Here is a 22,627-nt window from a genome sequence, read left to right on the forward strand (position 1 = left end):
ACATGTGCCGGGCGGGCGGTGACGTACCCACGTATGGAGAGCGTCGCCGGCCGGCCCTTTGTCCGGGCTTTCGACCGGCGACAGCCATTATGGTCATGTGCCAGTGGCTGTTTCCCGATGGTCATTCTCGTTGGTCATTCTCGTTGGTCATTTCCGGAGGCGTGGGCGTGCACGACAGCGGACCTGTCATAGGCAGGGACAGCGAGATCCGGGAGGTGACCCGGACTCTGCTGTCCACCGGTGACCCGGCGCGCGCCCTGCTGGTCGTCGGCGCGGCCGGAACGGGCAAGACCTCCGTGCTGGAACACGCTCGGCGAGCGGTCGTCGAGGAGGGCGCCAAGGTCCTGCGGTTGCGCTGTCACGACGGTGCGAGCACGCCCGGTGCGGGCGCCCTGGCCAATGGCGTCCACAGCGCACTCGCCAAGGTCCACAACCGCCGGAGCACGGTCCGCATCAGCGGAGCCCGCCGGACACCGCGTCGACCCATCGCCCAGTACGGCGAGTTGACGCAGCTGGCGGCCCTGAGCGAGGTGCTCACGGACGCGGCCCGTGACACCCCCTTCGCGCTGGTGATCGACGACGTCGAGCGGATGCCGTCGGCGACGGCATCCGCCCTCGGCCTGCTGATACGTGTCTTCCGCCCGGCCGGCGTGCCGATGGTGATGGCCGGGCGGCCGGTACACCCTAAAGACGGTGGCGCCTCGCAGCTGACGGCAGCGGCCGACCTGTTGCTCGAACTGCCTCCGCTGCGGCCCTCCGACGTCGAGGCCCTGATAGTGCGCAGACTCGGCCGACCGGTCGAGCCGGCACTGGTCACAGCGGTGCTGCGCGCCCTGGGCCCGATGGCCGGCACCCCCGAGGCCGTGCTGTCGGTGCTCGACTCGATGGACGAGCGCGGCGACTTCCTCGAACTGGGCGGCCATGCCTGCCTGACCGAGCCTGAGCAAGCACTGCGACTCACCACGGACGTGGCACAGCTGAGGCGGCTGTGCTGGCCGGGCGAGCCACCGGACGCCATCGGCCTGGAGGCGGCGGCCGCGGCGGCCCGCGCCCTCGAACACGCCGAGATACGGCTCGACGATCTGCACCGGCTCAAGCCGGGAGGCCCCCGGCGGGCCGGCCTCCTCGACCGAGCCCTGACACCGCTGGTCGGGGACGGGATCCTGACCGTGGACGGGGACGGCCGGGCGTCGTTCGCCGTCCCGGCACTCGCGGCGGCGCTGCGCGCACTGCCCACTCACCACGACGTGTCGTCGCTGCACGCCCTGATCACCAAGTCGTTGAGCGACCGGCTGGGCGCGGAGACCGCGGGGGGTGGCCATCCCCGCCTGGCCGATCACGTGACCGCTGCCGGGGCCCTCCTGGACGACGCGCTCGCGGTGGATGTGCTGCTGGCGGCAGCCCGTACGGACGCCAGGTCCGACTGGCCGCGGTCGGTCCGTGCCTACTCCTCGGCGTTACGACGCCTGGCTCCGCACGACCCCAGGACGCCCGGTGTGCTGTACGAGTCCGCCGAGCTGAGCCTGCGCCACGCCGACCACCCCGGTGCACTGGCCCTGGGCGAACCACTGCTCGCCTGCCTGGACGCCCCACCCGCCGAGCGGGACCGGGACGGAGGCCGGGATCAGGACCGTCTGGCGTACGTCAGTGAGGTGTGGGCTCTGGCGGCCCTGCACGAGCACCGGTTGCCGTGCGCCGAAGGCTCCGGCCCCCAGGGCCGCGGTGTTCCGGAACACCTGCCCGCCGTGGCCGAAATCGCGGCTCTGGCCGGTCCGTACGGGATCGGCCGGGTGACACATCGTCCGGAGAGCGAAACCGGCCCGACTCCGGCCGTCGGCCGTCGGTCCGGATCAGGGTCAGGATCAGGATCCGGGCCGCTGCCCTCGCCGGCGGAACTACGGCTACTGGCTGCCTCCTCGGGCGGCCGCGCCGAGCTGCTGGACGCACTGGGCACACTGAACGCGCTGGACGTCCTGTCACCCCACGAGGCGAACGGCGCGCACACCCTGGACCGGCTACGGCACGCGGCCACCCATGCGGACCTCGCCGACGCCCTGGCCACCGTGCTCGGTGACCGCTACACGGGGGCGGGGGACAGCACCGCAGCTCACTACCACGCCATGGTGCACTCCTATCTGGAGGGCGACTGGGACCAAGCCCTTTCGTCCGCCCGCCGGATCGAGGCACGAAGCCGGACCCGCGGCACGGAGTCCGCCACCGCACAGGCTGCCACCGCACAGACCGCCCGCGCGCTTGCAGCCGAGATCCACTGCGCACGCGGGGAGTTGGGGCACGCCCGGGTGTGGCTGGAGCTGATTCCCGACGGCGTGACCCACCCGCTCGTCGCCTGGACGAAGATGAGCCTGCGGTATTGGACGGGCCAGGTGGAGGAGGCGCTGGAGGAAGCGCTCGGGGATGCACGGCGGGCTCGCGGGAGCGGGCTGCTCTCGGGTATCGAGAAGGTCCTGCTGCGGTACCTGTCCTACGCCCTGCTGGAAGGCATGCCCCGGGCCATGCGAGAGGCACTGGACGAGCTGGAGGCACTGCACGAGGAAGTGGGCTCTCCCATGACACACGAGGCGGTGCTCTTCGGCCGCGGCCTGGTGCACGGCGACGGGGACCAGGCGCTGGCCGCTCTCCAGTCGGTGCAACAGCGAGGTGATGTGTACCTGAGCCTGCTCTGTTGTCTGTGCTTGGTGGAGATCGGCGAAGACTCCGAACGGTGGCTGGCCGAGGCTTCGCGTATCGCACAGGCACTGGGTATCGGGCGCGCCACCCTGACGACACTCGGCCACATGTCGCGCCGACGGAGCTTCGTTCTACCGAGGCTGCGGCCGGCCAGGGACCGGTTGAGCAAGGAGGACGTCAGGCTGACCGTGATGGTCAGCGACGGGGCTACCAACCGGCAGATCGCGGCGCGGCTGGCATCGAGCGAGAAGACGGTGGAGCGGCGGCTGACGCAGCTGTTCCAGCGCACCGGGTGCCGCTCCCGGGCGGAGCTGGCAGCGGCCTGGCTGGACGGCAGCCTCGCCGACCGCGGCCTGGTGCCGGGCGGTGTGCCCGGCACCGCCTTGTGACTGACAGATCAGGAGAAGCGGGCGGTATGGGTGTCGACGAGGACACCCAGACGGCCGGTGTCCAGGGAGCCGTCGGCGTTCACTCCGAGGTGCCATTCGGCGTCGGTGATCCAGCCGAGTACCAGGAGCGCGTCGGTCTCGCGCAGCGGGGCGTTTCCCCATCTCTCGTCGCGGTACTGGGCGGCGGTGACCACGAAGAGACGGCGGGCGTGCGTCCCACCGGCCGCCGCCCCTCTGTTCCTGTACCTCTGCGAGGTCTGCGAGGTCTGGAAAGCCGGCGCTGACGGGACGATTCCCGACAGCGCGGCTCCGGACGGCGCGGCTCCGGACGGCGCGGCTCCGGACGGCACGCCGTCCTCGTGGTCCAGAGCCTCCTTCCGGGTGGCCGCGGTGTGCAGGCGGGCCGACCGCGTGCCCAGTCCGTCGGTCACCGAGGGGGTGGTCGCCGAGCCCACCAGGACGACCGTGGCATGGATCCCGACAGGTCCCGAGACGACTTCGGTGATGATGGCCTGCGCCAGGCGCAGCACCTCGTTGTCGTCACCTGTCAGGGCGATCGGCCCCGGCAGCTGCGAGAGGTCGACCAGCACCCGGTCTCCCCTGTGGAGGCCGAGGGTGACGGTCAGGGAGTACGGATGCGTGGGCGCGCCGCCGGAGTTGCCGGTGCTGCGCAGGCTCGCCGGGTCCAGCGACCACTCCTTCCCGGAGACGTCCGACGTCCAGGGCGAGGGCGCTGCCGCGTCGGCCTGCGCGAGCCGCAGCGTCAGCCGCTGTCCCGAGTGGACGACCGTGTGCACGTCGGGCAGGGGGCGCGCGCCGTGCGCGCGCCCCTCGGCCAGGGCCTGCAGGCCCTGGGCGACCGTCTCCAGTACCTTCCGGTCGGCGCCCGGCCCCGCGGTACGGGCCTGTCCGGAGGAGGAGTTGAGTTTGCGCCGGGTCAATGCGGCAGCGGCCCCGAGCAGCACCAGACCGAGCACCACGAACAGGACAAGGGACGCGATCATGCGACTACCTTTGTTGCTAGAAGTTGCTGGAAGTTGCTGAAGTTGCCAGGTGGTCCAGGAGTGGTCACGGGCCGCACGGCATCCCACAGACCGGTCCGCTGTACGTCGACCAGTTCCGGTTGCCTTGCGCCGCCACCCGCCGGGACGGTCCACCAGCGGTTCGGTCCGACGCACGCTCCGGCAGCCGGAGTGCGTCTGAACTCGCTTTCACGTCATCTTTGTGCGGCTGACTCCCCCGGTGAAGCCATAGCCGCGAACCTTGCCGTTCTGTACAGGGAGTTCTTGCGCACCCTCGCCGGAACTCGCCGGGCGCTCGCGCCAGGTTTCCCTCGGTTGGAGGACCGCGGGCCCTTGGCACGGCTGTCCGGTCCCCGCGGGTGGCACCATCAGCCCCCAGAACCATCTGGAAGACCACACTCCTCATGGGCGACCACAGACGGGAGTTGGGAGGGCGCATGCCTCAGCAGGTACTCACCGAGACCGTGCGCGTGGCGATCCACGCGCCCGCCCCCTTGGTCCGTGCCGGACTGGCCGGCTTCGTCGCCCTGGACCCGCGTCTGCACGAGCTGCCGCAGGACAGGATCCGGGAGGCGGACGCGATCGTGGTCGCCGTGGACGTGGCCGACGCCTCCGCGCTGGACCTGCTCCACCGCCTGTGCGACGAACCCGACGCGCGGTTCCTCGTGGTGGTGGGCAAGCAGTGGCGGGCCGACATGTCGGCGGCACGGAAGCGGGGCGTCCGCGCCGTCGTGTGGTGGGACTTCTGCAGCCCGGACGTCTTCGTCCGCTCCGTGCACGCGGTGGCGGGCGCCGATGGGAGCGCTCCCACTCCCCCGCACACACCTGCACGCCAGGTACGTCACGCCGAGCGCACGGGCCAGCACATCGCCGCCGCCCGGACCCGGACCGTACCCAAGCTGAACTCCCGCGAAGTGGACGTGCTGCGCCTGATCGCGGAAGGAAAGCAGTGCGACGAGATCGCGGTCGAGCTCTCCTATTCCGAACGCACGGTGCGATACATCCTGTACGGGGCGATGAAGCGCACCCGGACTCGCAACCGCGCGCATGCAGTGTCCTACGCGATACGGGCCGGACTGATCTGAACCGTCCACGCGCCGGGCGCTGACGAATGCCCCCGGCCGTCAGGCGACCCGGACGCGGAACGCGCTCAGGTCGTGCCGGCCTGCTGGATGCTGTCGCCGCTGTTGCTGATCGCGATGTAGGTGCCGATGCGGCGGAAGTCGTTCATGACGCCGAACATGCTCTTGTTCGACGGCAGGAGGGCCTGGAGAGAAGTCTCCTCCGTCAACTGGGCCAAGAACATTTCCTTGTAGGCGTTGTAGACCCTCGCCGTGTAATTGGGCTCCTTCGCCGCGTTCATCCGGTAGTCGTTGGTGAGTGCGATGGAAGCCAGGTCCATCAGGTAGCAGTCGATGAGGTCCGTGACGTCCTGGGCCTGGGCACCGTCCTCTCCCACGCGCGCGTCCTCGGCCAGGGCACGGGCCATCTCCAGGACGATGTCGCGGTAGATCCGGTGCCTGGTGCTGCTGGGGAAGGCGGCCATGATGTGGTCGGCCTGCCCCGCGCCCTCGGTGTTCATCGTCCGCGGCGGCGTCAAGTGCGCCAGCCCCGGTACCGCCAGCGGGACACCCCGGAACATCTCCTCCTCGTCGGGGATGTCCCGGTTCCGGGAGGCGAGGGGGTGCAGACCGATCTCGTGGGCGAGCATGCCCATGATGTGGCCGATGTCGTACTTCTCGAAGTAGTAGCTCGCGAGGTTGATCTGGACACCGTCGTCGCCCAGGTCGCGTACGTCCGCAGGAGTCTCCGTCGTCCGCACGTGCAAGGTGACACGGACGGGACGGTCACCGACGTACGCCTTGATCGTCGAGTGATTCCGCAGCAGTTCGATGATGCGGACGGCCTTGTCCCGGTAGCTCTCATCCGTGTGCTTCAGATTGGTGAACTCGAAGTTCCCCGACTTGAAGGGGGTGAGAGCCGGTTCGGCGGCGGTGGTCGGTGTCGCGTTCGGGTCCTGCTGCATACGGGCCGGGACTTCGGTGACCGTCGTGCCATCAGTGGACGGTCGGGGCAGGGAGACCGGGTCGACCCAGACAGATTCGCGGCGGACCTTGTCGGTGTCTTCGCGTACCTCGCCCCAGGTCTGCTCGCCGGCCTCCCGCGCACCTCGCCCGGGCCGCGGAGTCACGTCCCCGATCAGTGCACCCAGTAGGGCCAGGTGACGTCCGCGGAGACCGGCAACGGCAAGCGAAAGGTCCTCGGGTTCCGCGTTCAGGTCACCGAGAAGGCTGCCCGGGATGTGAGGGCGGTGCGGCGAGTCGGCATCCCGGTACTCATCCCGCAGACCGAGCTGATGGGTCAGCTCGTGCACCATCTGCACCGGGTCGGCGTCCGCCCACCACGTGTTCTGGTCCATGGCCCGATCCCGACCCGCCAAATCCACCGTCAGGTGCGGAGACTCCGAGGGATCGACCAACTCGACCGTCACATGCAGCAGATCACCGTTCGGCAGCCGGTAACCGGGGCTGTTCAGGAACTCGCTCACACCCGCACTGAGTTGTGCGAAAGCGTGCGCGTCCTGCCCTTCCGTGCCTCGCATCACCATACGGACCGTGAGATCAGTGACCGGATCACCGTCGTAGGTGAACCGCTGCGCATCGAAATCGGAACGCACCACGAACCGCGGCCGGCTGTCACGCCGCCCGCTCGGCCGCGTGGTGCCGGACGGCCCGGCCTGCAGCCCGGACCTGGTGCTGCCCGGCGAAAGACGCGGGCGCGTCTCGCCGGCATCACTGCTGCTCGGCGCCGGTGTACTGGTCTGGATGCTGTCGCCCTGGTTGTTGAACGCGACGCTACTGCCCAGGCCGAGGAAGTTGCTCGTGACGTTGTACCAGCTCTTGTCGGCCGGCAGCAGACTCCTTACGGGGCTGTCCTGCGCCAACTGTGCGGCGAACTGCTCCTTGTAGGCGTTGTAGACCTTGGCCGTGTACCGCGGTTCCCAGGCAGCGTCCTTGCGCTTGTCATTGGTGAGCGCGATCGTGGCCAGGTCCATGAGGTAGGTGTCGATCAGATCCGTGACGTCCTTGGCCTTGGCACCCTCCTCACCCGTCCGCGCCTCCTCCGCCAAGTCGTCTGCCATGCCGAGCACGATGTCCCGGTAGATCCGGTGCCTCGTACTGCTCGGGAAAGCCGCCATGATGTGGTCGGCCTGCCCCGCGCCCTCGGTGTTCATCGTCCGCGGCGGCGTCAAGTGCGCCAGCCCCGGAACGGTCAACGGCACTCCTGCGAACATCCCTTCCTCGTCAGGGATGTTCGTGTTCCGGGAAGCGAGGGGGTGAAGGCCTATCTCGTGAGCCAGCATCCCCATGATGTAGCCGATGTCGTACTTCTCGAAGTAATAGCTCGCAAGGTTGATGTCGACGCCGGCGTCACCGCGGTCCGTCACATCGGCCGGGGTCTCCGTCGTCCGCACGTGCAAGGTGATCCGGACCGGGCGGCCGCCGACGTAGTCACGGATCGTGTCGTGCTTCCGGAGCAGCTCGATGATCCGAACCGCCTTGTCCCGGTACCCCTCGTTCGTGTGCTTCAGGTTGGTGAACTCGAAGTTCCCCAACTTGAAGGACCGGAGCGCCGGCACCGGGGCGACGGGCCCCACGTCCGCGTCCGAGCCCTGCTGCATGTGAGCCGGAACCTCGGTGACCGCCGTGCCGTCGGCAGTTCGCGGCAGGGAGACCGGATCGACCCAGATCGATTCACGGGGTTCCGCGGTGGCGCCCTTCCGGGCCGCCGCCCAGCTCTGGTCGGCCTGGTCGCCGTCCTGTCGAGACGCTGGGGTCACTTCGCCGATGAGCGCTCCGAGCAGAGCCATGTGCCGGTCGCGCAGCCCGGCGACGCCGAGGGAGGGGTCTTCGGGAGCCTCGTTCAGGTCGCCCAGCAGGCTCCCGAGGATGTGGGGGCGGTGCGGGGAATCGGCATCCTGGTACTCGTCGCGCAGGCCCAGTTGGTGGGTGAGCTCGTGCACCAACTGGACCGGGGCGGCATCCGCCCACCAAGTGGTCTGGTTCATCGCCTGGTCCCGGCCCGCCAGGTCCACGGTCAGGTGCGGGGCATCGGTGGCGCCCGGGGCTCGCGGGGCATCAGGGGGGTCGACGTGCTCGACGGTCACGTGCAGCCGGTCGCCGTTGAACAGGCGGTAGGCCGGATCGTTCAGGAACTCGGCCACACCCACCCTTAGTTGGTCGATCACCTGAGTGACCTGGTCGTTCGAGCCGCGCAGCGCGATGCGGACAGTCAGCTCGGTGACCGGCTCGCCCTGGTACGAGAACCGCCGGGCGTCGAAGCCGGAACGCACCACGAACCGGGGACGGCTGTCGCGCGGGCCCCTGGGCCGCGATGCGCCGGGGGGCCGGGTCTGCGACGCGGTACCGGTACCGGTGTCTGTGTCGGTGCTAATGCTGGTGCCGGTGCCGGCTTCGGGAAGTCTGGGGCGTACCTCACCAGTGTTGGCCGCCGCCTGGTCCGGAGCAACGGGCTGTTGGATGCTGTCGCCGCGATTGTTGGTCGCGATGCTGCTGGCGAGTTGGGTGAAGGACCGTGCGACGCCGAACAGGGTCTTGTTCGACGGCAGCAGAGCCCGAAGAGAGGTGTTCTCCGCCAACTGGTCGTGGAGCATCTCCTTGTAGGCGTTGTAGACCCTCGCCGTGTAGTTGGGCTCCTTGACCGCGTTGATCCGGTAGTCGCTCGTGATCGCGATGGAGGCCAGATCCATCAGGTAGGTCTCGAACAGATCGGTGACGTCCTGGGACTTGGCTCCCGTCACGCCGACCCGCGCGCGCTGAGCGAGCACCTTGGCCATCTCGATGACGATGTCCCGGTAGATGCCGTGCCGGATGGTCTTGGGGTAGGCGGCCATGATGTGGTCGGCCTGACCCGCACCCTCCGTGTTCATGGTGCGCGGCGTCTTCAGGTCGGTCAGTCCCGGTACCGGCAGGGGCATACCCCGGTATGCCTCCTCCTGCTCGGGAATATCCGTGTTGCGGGAGGCGAGGGGGTGCAGGCCTATCTCGTGAGCCAGCATCCCCATGATGTAGCCGATGTCGTACTTCTCGAAGTAATAGCTCGCAAGGTTGATCTGAACGCCGGCATCACCCAGGTCGCGCACGTCGGCCGGGGTCTCGGTCGTGCGCAGGTGCAGGGTGATCCGGACAGGGCGGTTGCCGACGTAGCTCTTGATGGTGCTGTGCTCGTCGAGCAACTCGATGATCCGGACCGCCTTGTCCACGTACCTGTCCGTCTGGTTCAGGTTGGTGAACTCGAAGTTCCCCAACTTGAAGGGACGCAGGACCGGTTCCGGTGCGGGTGCCGTGTCTGTGCCCGCGTCCGCGTCCGTGCCCGTGTCCGCGTCCGTGCCCATGGGACCGTCGGTGTCGGTCCCGGTTCCGGTGCCGGACAGCGTGCTCAGCTCGTACGCCTCTTCCTCCAGGAGGCCCGGAAGGTCGCTGCCCTTCGGTGAGGGGGGCAGCGGAAGGGCGGCCGGGTCCTGGAGGACCACGTCCTGCGGAGCCGGATCCGGCACGGGCGGGACCAGCGGAGCCGTATCGATGGGCGTCGCGACCTCCCCCTCGGACCCCTTTGCCTCGGACCCCTTCGCCTCGGACCCCTTCAGCTCGGAACCCTTCGCCTCCGTGCCCTTCACCTCGGGCCCCTTCAAGTCCTTCGGCTCGGGAGCCTTCAGATCCTTCGGGTCGGGAGCCTTCGGCGCGGGTGCCGGGGTGTGCAGGGTCAGAGGGACGAAGTCCCCGCCCCGGCGCCGGAGCCGGATGTGCGGGCCGCTGTCACCGGACGGGCCCGCGTAGGTGTGAGCGGTGCCGTTCTCCTCGATCAGGGTGACGGTCGTGCCGGTCGCCGCGGCGGCCCACTCGGCCACCGCGCGGTCGGCCCCGGGGCCCCACGGGGCCTCGGCGAGGTGGCGGCGCAGATTGCCGTCGAGGGTGTACTGGCTCGGCGCCGGGTCGCCGGAGCGGACCACTGGAGGCGGGGGCGAGAAGAGCGTGTCGTGCTCTGCCCGGTCGCCGGGCAGGCCGTTCAGGCGCATCAGTTCGGCGGGCGACACCCCGGCGCGCCGGCGCAGCCGAGCCGCCACCGGGCGGGCGAGTCCGGGCTGTCGCGCGGCCTGCAGCAATGTCGTGGAGAGCGCGCCGAAGAAGCCGTTGCCGCGGCCGGTCGGCGTGCCCTGGGTGTAGGTGGCACCGTCGGGTGCGGTGAGGACGCCGTCGCGGTCCAGGCGGTAGCGCGGGCCACTGCTGTCGGCGGGCGGCAGCCAGGGCGCAATGGTGTGGCTGCGGTGCGCGGGCGGCTGCTCCGGGACGGGGCGCGTGGTATCGACACCCGAGGTCTTGTCAGTCCCAGCGGCCCCAGCTGTCCCAGCGGTTGCGACGGTTCCATCGGTCCCGGCCTTCGAGGTGCCGGCGTTCGTACCGGAGCCGACGGCGGTCGCCGGGGCCGGCAGCTCGGTGGCGACCGGAGGCAAGGCGCCGGGCGGGAGGGCGGCGTGGAAGAAGCCACCGGTGGCGAAGAGAACCGGGTCGGAGGCCGGGTCGACGGAGGCCGGGTCGATGCCGTGCGGGAGGAACAGCTGATCGCGGCCCTCACCGGTCACCACCGTGAGCGGAGTGCCCAGCACCCGGGCGGCGAGAGCGGGCAGCAGGTCGGCTCCGCCGTGGTCCCCCGCGCGGCGCTCGGGCAGTCCCGGTTCGCCGTCGGGAAGCTCCGTGCCACCGTCCTGCCGCGGCTCGCTCGCGAACGGACGGGACAGGGCCTGCGTGGCGAGCGCCGCTCGCTGCGCGGGGGTCGGCCAGTAGGTCTGCGGGAGCCGTCCGAAGGCGTCGAACTCGGCCTGCTGCGCGGGGGTGAACACCACTCCCGCGGTGTCGAGTTCGGCCTGGGTGAAGGTGTCCTCCGCGTCCAGGGCGAGGGCGTCGAGCAGGTCCTCGTTGCCGTCCTCGCCCAGTTCCCAGGCAAGGCGGTGGCGGGCGGCGTCGATGGCTTCCGCGGTGACCGCCGGGTCGGCCGGGTCATGGGTGAACCGGTCGGCGAGGTCGCCATCGAGCAGGTACCGCAGGCGGCCCCTTGCCTCGGCGGCGGCGAGCAGCGCGTGGAAGAACGAGGCACCGTCGTGCGGCATGTCGTGCAGTTCGCGCACCGTGGCGCCGTCCGGCGAGGTGATGGTGCGCGGCGCGGAATCGGTCGCGTCGGAGACTGTGTACGGCTCGGGTGCCTCGGAGCGCCAGTCCGGCTCGGTGTACTTCTGCGGCGCGTCCGGCACCGTGACCGTGGCCGAACCCTGGTGATGGGCGGTGAGGCGGGAGGCCGCGAGCTGCAGCCGGTGGTGGTCCGTGGCGGCGGCGTCGGTGTGCTGCTCCCAGCGGTGGACCTCCTGGCGGGCGGCCTGCCAGGCGACGATGGCCGGGGACCAGACCATGTCCTGCGGCAGGTCGGTCGGCGGACCGGAGTTGTCGTCGCCGAGCGCGTCCTGTTCCGCCGGACTCAGGTCGAGCCACGTCTCCCGGGACCGCGCCCGGGCGTCGTAGTAGTTCTTCTCGGCTGTGGCGAGGTCGGCGGCAGCCTTGGCCTGGCCGTCCCAGGCCGCGAGGACCTCGTCGGTGAACGTGGCCTCGTCCAGGAGCCCGTAGTCGCGGGCGATGTCCTCGCGCAGCCAGACCAGGGCGGTGGTCTCGGCCTCGGCGGCGCGCGGCCCGCGCTTGGCCATGCCGAGCGCGTGCAGCGGGCGGCTGTCGGTGAACCGGTGGTCCACCTCGGCCACCGACAGCCAGCTCACCGGCAGGGCGAAGAGCATGCTGCGGTCGGTGACGACCTTGTTGTGGGTGCCGAGGGTGGTGTCCGCGGTTCCCTTGAGGGTGGTGCCGTCGTTCGTGCCGCCGATCGGGACCGTGACGCCCGGGTTGGTGACGCCCGCGTTGCTGTTGCCCGCCAGCGGCGCGGTGCCCACCGCCCCCTCGACGTTGTCGGTGATGCCGGACTCGAACGCGTCGGAGGTCTTCGCCCGTTGCATGGCCTCCATGCGTGGCTTGTTCTCCACGGCGAGCAGCCGGGCGCCGCGGCGGTGCATCTTCGCGTAGAGGCGGGAGTCGGCGGTGTGCGACTGGCCGAAGAGGTGGGCGGACGCCTGGGTGGGCAGGGGTGTGCCGTCCGCACCGAGCGCCTCGCGGAAGCCGGAGGTCAGGCCGACCTGGGTGGTGGCCTCCTGCTGGGCCTGGCCCGGCGCGGTGCCGAGGCCGGTGAGTGAGGTGAGGCGGGCGATGCGTACCCGGCTGCCGAGGCTCTTGCCGGTGTGCCGACTGCCGAGGTCGCTGTCGCCGAGGCCGTCGGCGCGGGCGGTGGCGAGGGTCAGGGCGTCGTGCACGTTGGCCGCGCCGCGGATGTCCACGGCGAGGATGCCGGAGCCGATCTGGTCGTCGAAGGGCAGGACGTCCGGGTCGGGGCTGCCGCCGGGGTTACCGGCGGCGGAGGTGCGCCAGGTGGCGATGGACTCCGGGCGGGCCTGTGCGGCGGTCAGCACCCGTACCGCGCGCTCGGGTTCCGGTACGTCCTGCTCGGTGAGCGCGCCGTCGGCGCCGTCGCCGTCCGGGGTGAGCAGGCTGGCGGGGAGGACCTCGTTGAGGCTGCCGACGGGGACGGCGGAGACGCCGGGGGTGAGCGCGTCGCCGGTCACGTTCGTCATGGTGATGGTGAGGGCGTAGCTGGTGATGATCTCGGCGTGCGCCTGGGTGGTGGCGATGTTCGGCATCGCGGTGGTGCCGGCGGTCTGGGTCCGGACGCTCGACCGCTGCTTGGCCGCGGTGCCCTGGAGCGAGGGGTTGGCGATGAGGATGCCCTCCCCCGCCGCGCGCTGGCCCCCGCTGAGCGTCACGTCGCCGCCGCGGTCCTGCGAGGTGCCGCCGGCGTCGTCGCGGGCGGTGGTGCGGTAGTCCTCCAGTTCGTATCCGGTACGCAGCCTGTCCACGGTGGTGGTGACGGGTGTCAGTTTGAACTGGAGCTGTCCTGGGCTGCCGTTGACGGGCAGGTGGAACGGGTTCCGCCAGGTGCGGTAGCGGACCGGCAGGGTCATCCCGTCGGTCGTCAGCTCGTGCAGGTGGGCGGCGAGGAAGTCTGGGGAGAGCCGCTGGAGGACCTGCTCCCGGTCGTGCGAGGGCACCCCCATCCGCTCCAGCTGCCGCATCAGCTGCTGCGCCGCGGCACTGGCGTCGAGCTGGCCGCTCGGGTGGGTGGGGAAGCGGCGGAACCGCAGGTAGGGGGGCAGGCGGTAGCCGCCGCCGAGGTTGTGCGGGGTGCTGGTGCCCAGCCCGTCCGGGGCGAGTCCGGCCTCGATGACGTCCTGCATCGGCAGGTGGAACATCAGCGCGTCGCGAATGCGCTGGAGGCCGGCGGCGGCCCGGCGCGGGGCGAGGCTGTTGCCGAGGCGGTCGGAGATGCGGCCGGCCGCGGAGCTGATACCGGCCCCGGCACGGGTGCCGACGGCGCCCATCGCGGCCGTCCACCGGTCCCGTACCGCGATGGTCTCAGTGGTGTCGGCGACCACCAGGTACATCCGCCCGGCGTAGGAAAGGGTGGTGTTACGTCCCCGGGTGAGGGTCTGCGAGACGCTGCGGCCCTTGCCCCAGGCGTACTGCAGGGCGGCAGCGTAGGAGCCGACCACCGGCGGCTGGCCCGGTGCCTGCTGCAGTGGTGTGTCGCCGCCCTGGAGGCCGAGGGTGGTGCGCGAGCCGGTGCTCGCGCTGCCGTTGACGCGGTGCTCGTTGCCGACGGTCGTCTCGGAGCTGGCCGGCTTCGGGTCGCTCTTGACCCGGAAGTTGCTCAGCTCGCCGCGGATCACTCCCTTGAGGTAGTGGGTCCGGAACGGTCCCGCGCCGTTGAGTCCGGCGACGCGGGAGCCGAACGGGCCCAGGTACTGGCCGAGTTGCCCGGCCACACTGAGGTTCGCCATCGCGCGGCGCAGCGCGGTGCGTACCGGGGCGCCGGGCGCGCTGACGTGCCAGGAGGTGCCCGAGGCGCGGTCGGCGGTGTCCTGCATGAGCTGTTGGCGCTGCGGGCCGCCCTCGGCGCTGAGCACCACGTGCGGGGCGCTGAGCAGCTTCTTGGTGAGCTGCTGGTCGGCCGAGTCCGTCCCCGGCAACGGGCGGGTGCCGTCGAGGAGTTGGTCCGCCACGGTGGCGGAGAGCTGTCGCGGGGCGGGCGTGGCCGCCGGTGCCGGGGCGGGCCCGGTGGGCGGGTCGACAGGGGCGTAACGGTCGGAGCCGTGTGCGGCCGGTACGGCCAGCTCCACCCGGCCCACGGTCTCGTTGCCCCGGGTGAACAGGGGCCGTTCCTCGACCTTGCTGACGAAGACGCCCGCGCCGAGCACGCCGACCGAGGCGAGCCTGGCCCAGCCGCGCGGGCGGCGGTGGCCCTCGAAGGTGGCGCCCAGTTCCACCTGGTAGCTGTAGAGGTCGGCGCCGGTCTGGAACATCAGGTGGTCGTGGACGACCGCGACCGTGTTCCTGGTGGCCTTCTGGTCGGTCCGCGCGTGCCGGAGCCCGACGGCGACGCTGCCTGCCTGGCGCGGCAGTCCGACGTCGGGCACCTTGTCGTGGTCGCGCGGCCCGACGCCCAGTTCGACACCGCCGGACAGGGTGACGGCCGCCTGCTGCCCCTGGCCGGAGACCTCGGTGCCGATCACCGCGTTGCGCAGCGAGCGCTCACTCATGGTGGTCTCGAACCGCCGGTCGGTGAGGCGCGCCCTGAGGATGAGCGTGTGGTGCCCGCGGCGTACCTTGCCGTCCTCGGTGAGGGTGACGGGCACGCCCGTGGTGGACAGGTCGTCCAGGCTCTGCTCCAGGGTGGGCCGGTTCAGCGCCTCGCGCACCTGGCGGTCGTTGTGCAGCGCGGTCCGCATCCGCCCGTCGCCGTACCAGAACTTGGCCAGCCGCGGATGCCGCAGCATGAACGGCGGAACGAACAGCGACGGGTACGAGCGGTGCAGCGTGTCCAGGACGGAGTCCGTGAACGCCAGCATGGGGTCCTGCGGGGCGGGCTGCTGCGTCTGAGGCTGCAGCTGCTGGTTCTGGGTTTGAGGTTGGGGCTGGCCCTGCACCTGAGGTTGGGTCTGCGTCTGCGTCTGTCCCAGAGGCTGCGGCTGCACCAGGGTCTGCGGGGCGGCGACGGGGCGGAAACCCTCGGCCCGGACCTGTCCGCTCAGGTGGACCGGGTCCTCCCGGCTGAGGTACCACGGCACCGGCGGCTCGGCGTCCGGGTTGGGGCCCGCCTGACCGGGCGTACGGCTGTCCCAGCCCGCGAGGCGGCGCGCGTCCTGGGTGGAGATCCAGTCCAGGCTGACCACCCGGACCGGGCGGGCCGCCGACGGCAGTTCGCCGGGCTTGCGCACCATCAGGGTCCGCTCCACCCGGTAGAGCGCCACAGGATGGTTGCGGACGCGGCCGGTGGTCTTCCGGGCCGCGTCGACGCCGAGGTAGTGGCCTCGCCCGGTGGAGAGGTCCGCGCGGACGAGGGGGCCGCCCTGGAGGCGTACGTCGGTCTCCAGGCCCGCGAGGGTGTAGTTCGGCCCCGCGGTGACCTGGAAGCCCAGGCGGGTATCACGGACGTGCCCGCGCTCGTTCTGGTACGTGGTCTGGGTGAGGTCGCGCAGCTCCGCCTTGACCGACTCGGTGACCAGGGTGGCCCGGTGCGGCACCGACCGCTCCACGATCAGGTGCCCCAGCGGATGCTGTCCGCTGCCCCGGGTCAGCTCGGGCCCGGTGACCGGACCGGAGAACCGGCCGAACAGGGCGAGCAGCCGCCCCGGCCGGACGTACGAGACCAGGGTGCGGTGCGCCGAACTGCCGGGCCGGGCACCGGAGATGGCGAGCGCCATGTCCTCCGGCGAGTCCGTCAGGTGCAGCCCGGTGGTGTCGGTCATCCGCGACTCGATGCCGTCCGGGAAGGTGAGCGTCTTCGGTGCCCGCTGCGGCCCCTTGTAGGGCACGGTGAGGTCGTCGGGGAGCCGCCAGCTCAGCCCGTCGCGCATCGCGAACTGTGCGGTGTGCACCTGTGTGCGCTGCCAACTGGGCTTCGGAAGCGGTGGGTTGGGCTGGCTGGTCGTCGTGCTGGTGGCCGTGGTGGTGGTCTTCGGTGTCTCGGTGACGCGGTCCACCCGCACCCGGTAGTGGACGTCGTCCAGGTGCAGGTGCGAGCCCTCCCAGTTGCGCCACTCGGACTGGTTGTACGCCTGGGTCCCCTGCGCGTAGTCGGTTCGGCGGGTCCAGCCCAGCGAGAAGCCGATCTTCAGCAGCCAGTTGAGCGGGGGGCCCATGCTCAGCCCGCCGGCGATCCGTCGCCCGAAACCGACGCTGCGACCGCCACCCGTGCCGGCCTGGCCGCGTCGCATGGTGTCCAGCCGGACGGTGGCGCCGTTCGTGTTGGAGAAGCGTTCCCAGCGGTGGTACGGGATGGCCTCGACCGTCATCTCATGGCCGACCCCGGACTTCTCCCGGCCGACGAAGCGCGCGCCGCGCGGGGCGGTGAAGGCGTCGGGCTGCTGAGTCAGCAGCCGCAGCAGCTCCGCCTCGTCGAACTGGGCACGCAGCTTCGCCGGAAGCTTGCTCAGGATCTCCTCGGCCACCTGCTCGGGCGAGCGGAGGGTGGTCTTGCCCAGGCCGGTGAAGAGCCCGGTCTGACGACCGCGCGGGGTCCCGGTCGTCCGGCCGGCCGGCGTACCGTCGCCCGGGTCGGCACCCGGGTTGATCAGGACCGTGGGCAGCCGACTGCCGTCCTCGAAGGTGACGGTCTGCGGTACCGGGCCCGGCGGCCGGGCGTCCTGGCCGGTCAGCAACCGAGCCGGGCGGTGCCGTTCGAGCTGGGTCTCCAGCGGTACCGGGTCGCCCCGGTCGGGGGTCTCGGTGTCGGTGCTGTCGAGGTCGGTGACCCCGCCCATGCTGCGCAGCCACTCCCCGAAGACGCCGTCGCCGTCCGAGTCCTGGGCCGTCGGGTCCTGGACGGCCGGGTCCGGTTTGCTGCTGGGGTCCGGTTTGCTGCTGGGGTCCGGCTTGGCGTTCGGGTCCGCAGTCGCGTTCGGGTCAGGTACGGGAGTGACCGGCGCCGAGGCCGGTACCAGGGCGTCGAAGTGGTCGGTGCCGTTGTAGGACAGATGCAGGGTGCCGCCCTGGCCGCCCGGGTTGAGGGTGTTGACGAAGGTGGTCCCCTGCGACCGCGGGTCGGGCTGGACGAGCCGCAGGTCGAGGTCGAGGGTGTGCGCCAGCGCTTCGGGGAGCAGGTCGGCGAAGGGAGAGGCCCACAGGTCGGAGAGCTCGGCCGCCGCGGCGACGAGTCCCCGGGCTCCGAGGCGCCGCGCGTCGGCGGGGGTGGGTACCACGGCGGCGAGCTGCGGGTAGTCGCTCTCCTGGATGATCCGCTGCCACTCGGCGGCGTCGGCGCCGGTGACGACGTCCTGCGCGATCCGGTTCCAGAGCTGCGTGACCCGGCTGCGCTCGGCCGAGCCCCGCACTCCGGCGAGGGCACGCATCCGCAGGTCGTCCACCACGGAGAACACCGGGTCCGGTATCGCCAGGGCCATGTTGTCGCCCAGTTCGGACCCGGTGATCCGGTCACGCAACTGGCCGCGCAGCCCGGCGACGTTCCGCGCGGCCCACGCGGGCGGTATGTCCTGGCCGCGCGCACTGTCGAGCGCCGCCCGGAAGAGGCAGTTCCCGCCGCCCGGGGTATCCAGCCGCCGGAAGGCGATGCCGTTCGCGCGCACGATGCCAACCGAACCGGGCTTGTTCTTACTGAGGAGGACCACGTCCTCGGCAAGGCTCTCCGGGCGGCTCGGCGCGGGCGCCAGGTCGGGCCTGCGGCGGGCGAGTTCGGCGGTGTCCTCGGAGCTCAGGCCCAGCTCGGACAACGGCAGCGGGGTGCTGGCGAGCGACCAGGTGATCTGCGCGGCGGGTGCGTAGGACAGACCTCGCACGTCCTGTGGCGAAACCAGGGTGGTCGGTGGGAGTGCGGGCGGCGGCGGGGGGAGCAGGGCGTCGAGCGTGGTGTCCGGCCCGACGTCGACACGCAACTCGGCTGCCGCGCGCAGGAGTTCGGTGTACTGCTCGACCGTGGGGTCGGTCGCCGGATCGGTGCTGGTGTCACCCGTCGCACCGCGCCGGTCGACGGCCATCCGGCGGAGCAGGTCCGGAGTCATCCGGCCGTCGCCGTAACGGGCCGCGGTGTCCTGGCTGAGCCAGCGCAGGTTGTCCATGAAGGCGAGACCGGCGAGCAACTCCCGGTTCTCCGGCCGCTGTTCGGCGTCCGGGCCGAGCGCGCCGCGCAGTGTGCGGATCTGCTGGAGGGTACGGGCCCTCGCGAAGGCATCGGCCGGTTCCGGGCCTGCGTGGAGGCCGGCGTCGCGGGCCAGTCCGTCCAGGTCGGCGCCGCTGGGCTCCGGGGTGAAGAGCCGCCACGCTCCCGGCCCGTCCGGGCCCTCGGTGAGCACCGCGCGGACGTTGCCGTCCCGGTCCCGGGCCGTGCCCACCTCGGTGGTCGGCGCGTACACCCGCCGCCGCCCGGTGCGGTTCGCCACGTGCTGGGCCACCGGCAGTCCCGCGACCTCCGGCTGTCGCCCGGTCTCGCAGGAGAACAGCACCAGCGGCCGGTCCTCGTCGCCGTCCTGCGCCCAGGAGTTGAGCACCTCGCCGAACTGCACACCGCTGACCTTCACGGTGGGGCGCGCCGTGTCATCGGTACCGAGGGTGACGGTACGGGAGGTGGCGTGCCCCACGAAGTAGTCGGCGCCGCGCTCGGTGCCCGAGCCGGGGAGCGCGGTCGGCGGGCCGGTGAACACGGTACGGCGGACGGCCGGGTCCGCGACGGTCTCCGGAGCCGTGGAAGGAGAAGCCGAGGGGGAACCAGACGTGGTGCGCACGCCGCGGAAGGTGTCCTGGCCTAGCAGCGCGCGACGCCCCGCGCTGTGCGCCGTACCGTCCTCGGCCGGGCCCTGCGAAATGGTCAACGTCTGTATGGCGCGCCCCGGTTGGGGTCTCACGGTCGAGTCCGGCACCAGGCGCCGCAGCTGCGCGATGGGCACCGTGTGGCCGTCCAGGGTGGTGACGACCGGCTCGCTCGCGGGCCGCGCGGGGCCGTTTCCGTTGTCGGAGGCCGGGCCGCTGCCCGCGGGTCGCACGACGATCCGCCCGGTGGGCGGGAGCATCACGGGGGGTGTCGCCGTGAGGTTGTCCGACGTGGTGGACGGGGTCGGAGGCGGGGTGCCGCCGTTCCCGGGGCCGCGCCCGCCGCCGAGGCCGGGGGCGTCTCCGCCGGTGTCGTTGCCGTCGCGGTCGCCCGACTCAAGGTGCAGCTCGGTGGCCGTCTCGGTCCAGGGGCGGGACAGGGAGGCCAGCTTGTCCGTGACGAGGGTGCCGGTGTCCGTGGGGTTCGGACCGACTCCGCTGCCGTTCAGTCCGGCCAGGGCCTCCGAGATCGTCTTCGGGCGCGTGGCCGGGGCGGGGGCCGGGTCACTGTCGGTCGTCACGCTGCTCTGCGGGGCAGGGTCGGAGGTCGCGGAGGGGACCGGGCCGAGGGCGTCGGCGAGCGGCAGCAGCACGTCCGCGCCGGGGAACGCGGTGTCCGAGGTGCCGTCCGGCAGCACAGTGGCCGGGGGGCCGGTGAGCGGGCGGACCCGGACCGGGGCGCCGGGGCCCTCGCGAGTCAGCTCGACAGCGGCGCGTACCGGACGCCCCGCCCCGTCCGACGCGACAGCGGGCCCGAGTACGACGGCCCGGTCGACCCCGGCTCCGTCCAGCAGTTCGGCCGCTTCCGGTGCGCCCTCCCCCGGCGGTGGCACCTCCGAGACCACGATCGTCAACGGCTGCGACCGGGTGGACGAGGAGTTCGGGGCAACAGAGGACGGACCGCTCTTCTCGTCGCCCGGGGTACCGCTGTCACGTACGTCGCCCGTGTCGGCGTACGAGCCGGTGGTGCTCACCTTCGGCGGAGCGGTGGTGATGTCGGGGGCCGGGGCGGGGCCACCTCCGGTGAGATCCGCAGTGCCGTTGCTGTCAGCCGAGTCTGCGACCTCCGGGGAGGACGTGCTCTCCGAAGAAGTGACGGTCTCCGGCGACTGCGAGACCTGCGGGCCGTCGCCGGTCGTGGCCTGTGAGGTGTCGTCCGTCGCGGCCTGCGGGCCGTCGTTCGCCGTCGCCTGCGGGCCGTCGTCGGTTGTCGTGCCCTGCGAACCGTCCGCCGTGTGCGTGGCGTCCGGGTTGCGGGTGCCCTGGGGCTGCGTCCCGGAGGGATTCTGGTTGCCTCCGGCCGCGGGGGCACCCCCCGTCCGGGCACCGGTGCCCGAGCCGGAACCCGTACCCGTACCCGTGCCGGTACCCGTACCCGTGCCGGTACCCGTGCCTGTGCCCGCCCCGGCCAAGTCGGTCGGGCCGTTGGACGCGACAGGGCCGCCGCTCCCCTGCCCCGGCACCGGATTCGTACGGTCGTCCTGCGCGGCCACCTCGTCCGGCGAGCTCTGGACGTTGCTCTCCGGCGAACCCACGACGGGGCTCTCCGGCGAACCCACGACGGGGCTCTCCGGGGAACCCGCGACCGGGCTCTCAGGCGACGCCTCGGAGCCGGCGGGACCGGGAGCGGAGTTGTTGCCCGTGGAGCCCTTGCCGGACCCACCGGCGCTGATCGGGGAGTCCACCGTGACCGGCGTACCGAAGGCGTCGAGGGCACGGCGGACGTCGTCGGTGTCGATCTGCGCGGCGGGGCTGTTCCCGGCCGGGACCACCCGGACCTCGGGCAGCTGCGACAGGTTGCTGTGGAGGTTGTCGCGGACGTCGATCTCGGTGCTGCCCGGCGGCTGGGAGCCGCGCAGGGCGGCCAGGTCGTGCAGGGCCTGCTCGCGGACCTCGGCGGAGCCGTTGTGGATCTGCGGCCAGAGCTCGTTCTCGGCGGCGGTCACGGGCAGCGGACCCGGCGAGTACGCCGGCGGGTTCACGCTGCTGTACGGCGGCGGTCCCCCGGCGGAGTAGGGCGGAGGCGAGTCGCTCCCGGTGAAGTCCCCCGTGCCGGTGTCCTGTCGCGAGACGGGCGTCGGCGAGTTGCGCGTGGAACCGCCGCCCGAGGAGCCCGAGGTGTCCGTGTTCGAGGGGCCGTCGGTGTTCTCGGAGCCGTCGCCCGAGCGCGTGGAGCCGTCGGAGTCCCGCGTGTCGGAGTCCGTGTCGCCGCCGGAGACGGTGGGCGGCGGCTGGTTGCGCAACTTCTCGATGGCGTTGCGCAGTTCGGCGCCGCTGTTCACCGCGATGTCCGAAAGGGTGGCCTCGACCTGGCTGCTGAGGCCCGCGCCGACGAACGTCGACCAGCTGGTGGACCAGTCGCCGTCGAAGGCGCCCTTGATCAGGATCTCCGCGAGCGCCTCACCGGCGCCGGCGGCGATGAAGTCGGCGGTGCCCTTGAGGCCGTAGTGCCCGGCGAGCGCACCCGGCCGGTCGGCGTTGTTGCGCAGGATCTGGTTGTTCCGCAACAGGCTGGGGTTGTTCTTGAAGGAGGCCGGGTTGAACCGGAACGAGAAGGAGTTCTTGTTCGTGAGGTTGGGACTGTTCACGTTCGGGTTGGGGCCGGGACTGTTGGTCGGAGGGTTGTCCCGCTTCGAGCCGGGGCCGGGCCCGGGGTTGGGATTCGGCTTGGGGTTGGGGTTGGGCCCATTGTTCTTGAAGTCGAGGTTCGGGGGGTTCCTGAAGTTGGGGTTGTCCTTGAAGTTGAGATCCGGACCGTTCTTCAGGAAGTCGCTGTCGAAGGCCTTGACGATGTCCTTCGCGAACTTGTCGAAGACGCTGGTGAAGAAACCCGCCGCGGCACCGAACGCGGCGGACTTGAGGATGTCGTTCCAGTCGAAGCCGTCCGGACGGCGGCCGTTCGGGGCGAAGTTCATCATCGCCAGCCGCACCGCGAAGGTGGTGAAGGCCTCGGCGAACGCCTCGGTCAGCGAGGGCGCCAGGTGCAGCCGCTGGAGCAGATGGGCGAGCGTGGCGAGGATCATGAACCGGCTGCGCAGCTTGGCCAACATGATCTGGCTGGCCGAGGCGCCGCCGGTGAAAAAGGACATCGCCAGGTAGATGGCGATCTCGATGAGCAGCCGGATGATCTCGGCGATGACCTGCCACTTGGACTCCATGATGTCCATGGAGGTCTTGCGCCGGCCCTCGGCGATCTTGTCGAGCTGCTCGGCGAACTCGCGCAGGTAGTTCTTGCCGCCGTCGTCGATGAGCATGCCCATCGCCTTGGCGTACGACTTGGAGAGGTCGTCGGGCATGACCTCGGCGATGTCGTGGATCGACTTCTCGATCAGCGACGACACCCGATCGAGCTTCCGGCCGAGACCGGAATAGGGCCGGCGGCTGTCGAACGCCAGGTCCTCGTCGGCGTCGATGAGCCTCTCCCCGGTGATGATGAAGATCATCGCGTTGACCGCGGGCGACGCCATCATGCTCATCGGGG

Annotated in this window: 4 protein-coding genes; 2 read left to right on the plus strand and 2 right to left on the minus strand. The window is 71.3% G+C overall.

Annotated features, from left to right (window positions below):
- Nucleotides 1–167: 167 nt before the first annotated feature.
- The gene (locus tag AB0D14_RS13960; protein WP_362778138.1) at nucleotides 168–3,077 is read left to right on the plus strand and encodes a LuxR family transcriptional regulator; all 2,910 of its coding nucleotides are present in this window, start codon (nucleotides 168–170) and stop codon (nucleotides 3,075–3,077) included.
- Nucleotides 3,078–3,085: 8 nt separating this feature from the next.
- Here AB0D14_RS13960 and AB0D14_RS13965 read toward each other — a convergent pair whose 3' ends face one another.
- A complete protein-coding gene (locus tag AB0D14_RS13965) occupies nucleotides 3,086–4,081 on the minus strand; it encodes a hypothetical protein (RefSeq protein WP_362778141.1) in 996 nt (331 codons plus the stop codon).
- A 455-nt stretch (nucleotides 4,082–4,536) separates the two neighbouring features.
- Here AB0D14_RS13965 and AB0D14_RS13970 point away from each other — a divergent pair, with 455 nt between their 5' ends.
- Complete coding sequence (locus tag AB0D14_RS13970) at nucleotides 4,537–5,184, plus strand: response regulator transcription factor (RefSeq protein ID WP_362778144.1); 648 nt, start codon at nucleotides 4,537–4,539, stop codon at nucleotides 5,182–5,184.
- Nucleotides 5,185–5,249: 65 nt separating this feature from the next.
- On the opposite strand, the gene AB0D14_RS13975 is transcribed toward AB0D14_RS13970, so the two are convergent.
- Entirely contained in the window at nucleotides 5,250–22,622 is a 17,373-nt protein-coding gene (locus AB0D14_RS13975; protein WP_362778147.1) for a hypothetical protein, read from the minus strand.
- Nucleotides 22,623–22,627 lie beyond the last annotated feature (5 nt).

The sequence above is a fragment of the Streptomyces sp. NPDC048484 genome (assembly GCF_040651415.1).
Lineage (GTDB): Bacteria > Actinomycetota > Actinomycetes > Streptomycetales > Streptomycetaceae > Streptomyces.

Bases quoted from the DNA above. Each gene is read 5' to 3' on its own strand.
- AB0D14_RS13965 (WP_362778141.1), bottom strand. From the start codon at position 4,081: ATGATCGCGTCCCTTGTCCTGTTCGTGGTGCTCGGTCTGGTGCTGCTC.
- AB0D14_RS13970 (WP_362778144.1), top strand. From the start codon at position 4,537: ATGCCTCAGCAGGTACTCACCGAGACCGTGCGCGTGGCGATCCACGCG.
- AB0D14_RS13975 (WP_362778147.1), bottom strand. From the start codon at position 22,622: ATGAGCATGATGGCGTCGCCCGCGGTCAACGCGATGATCTTCATCATC.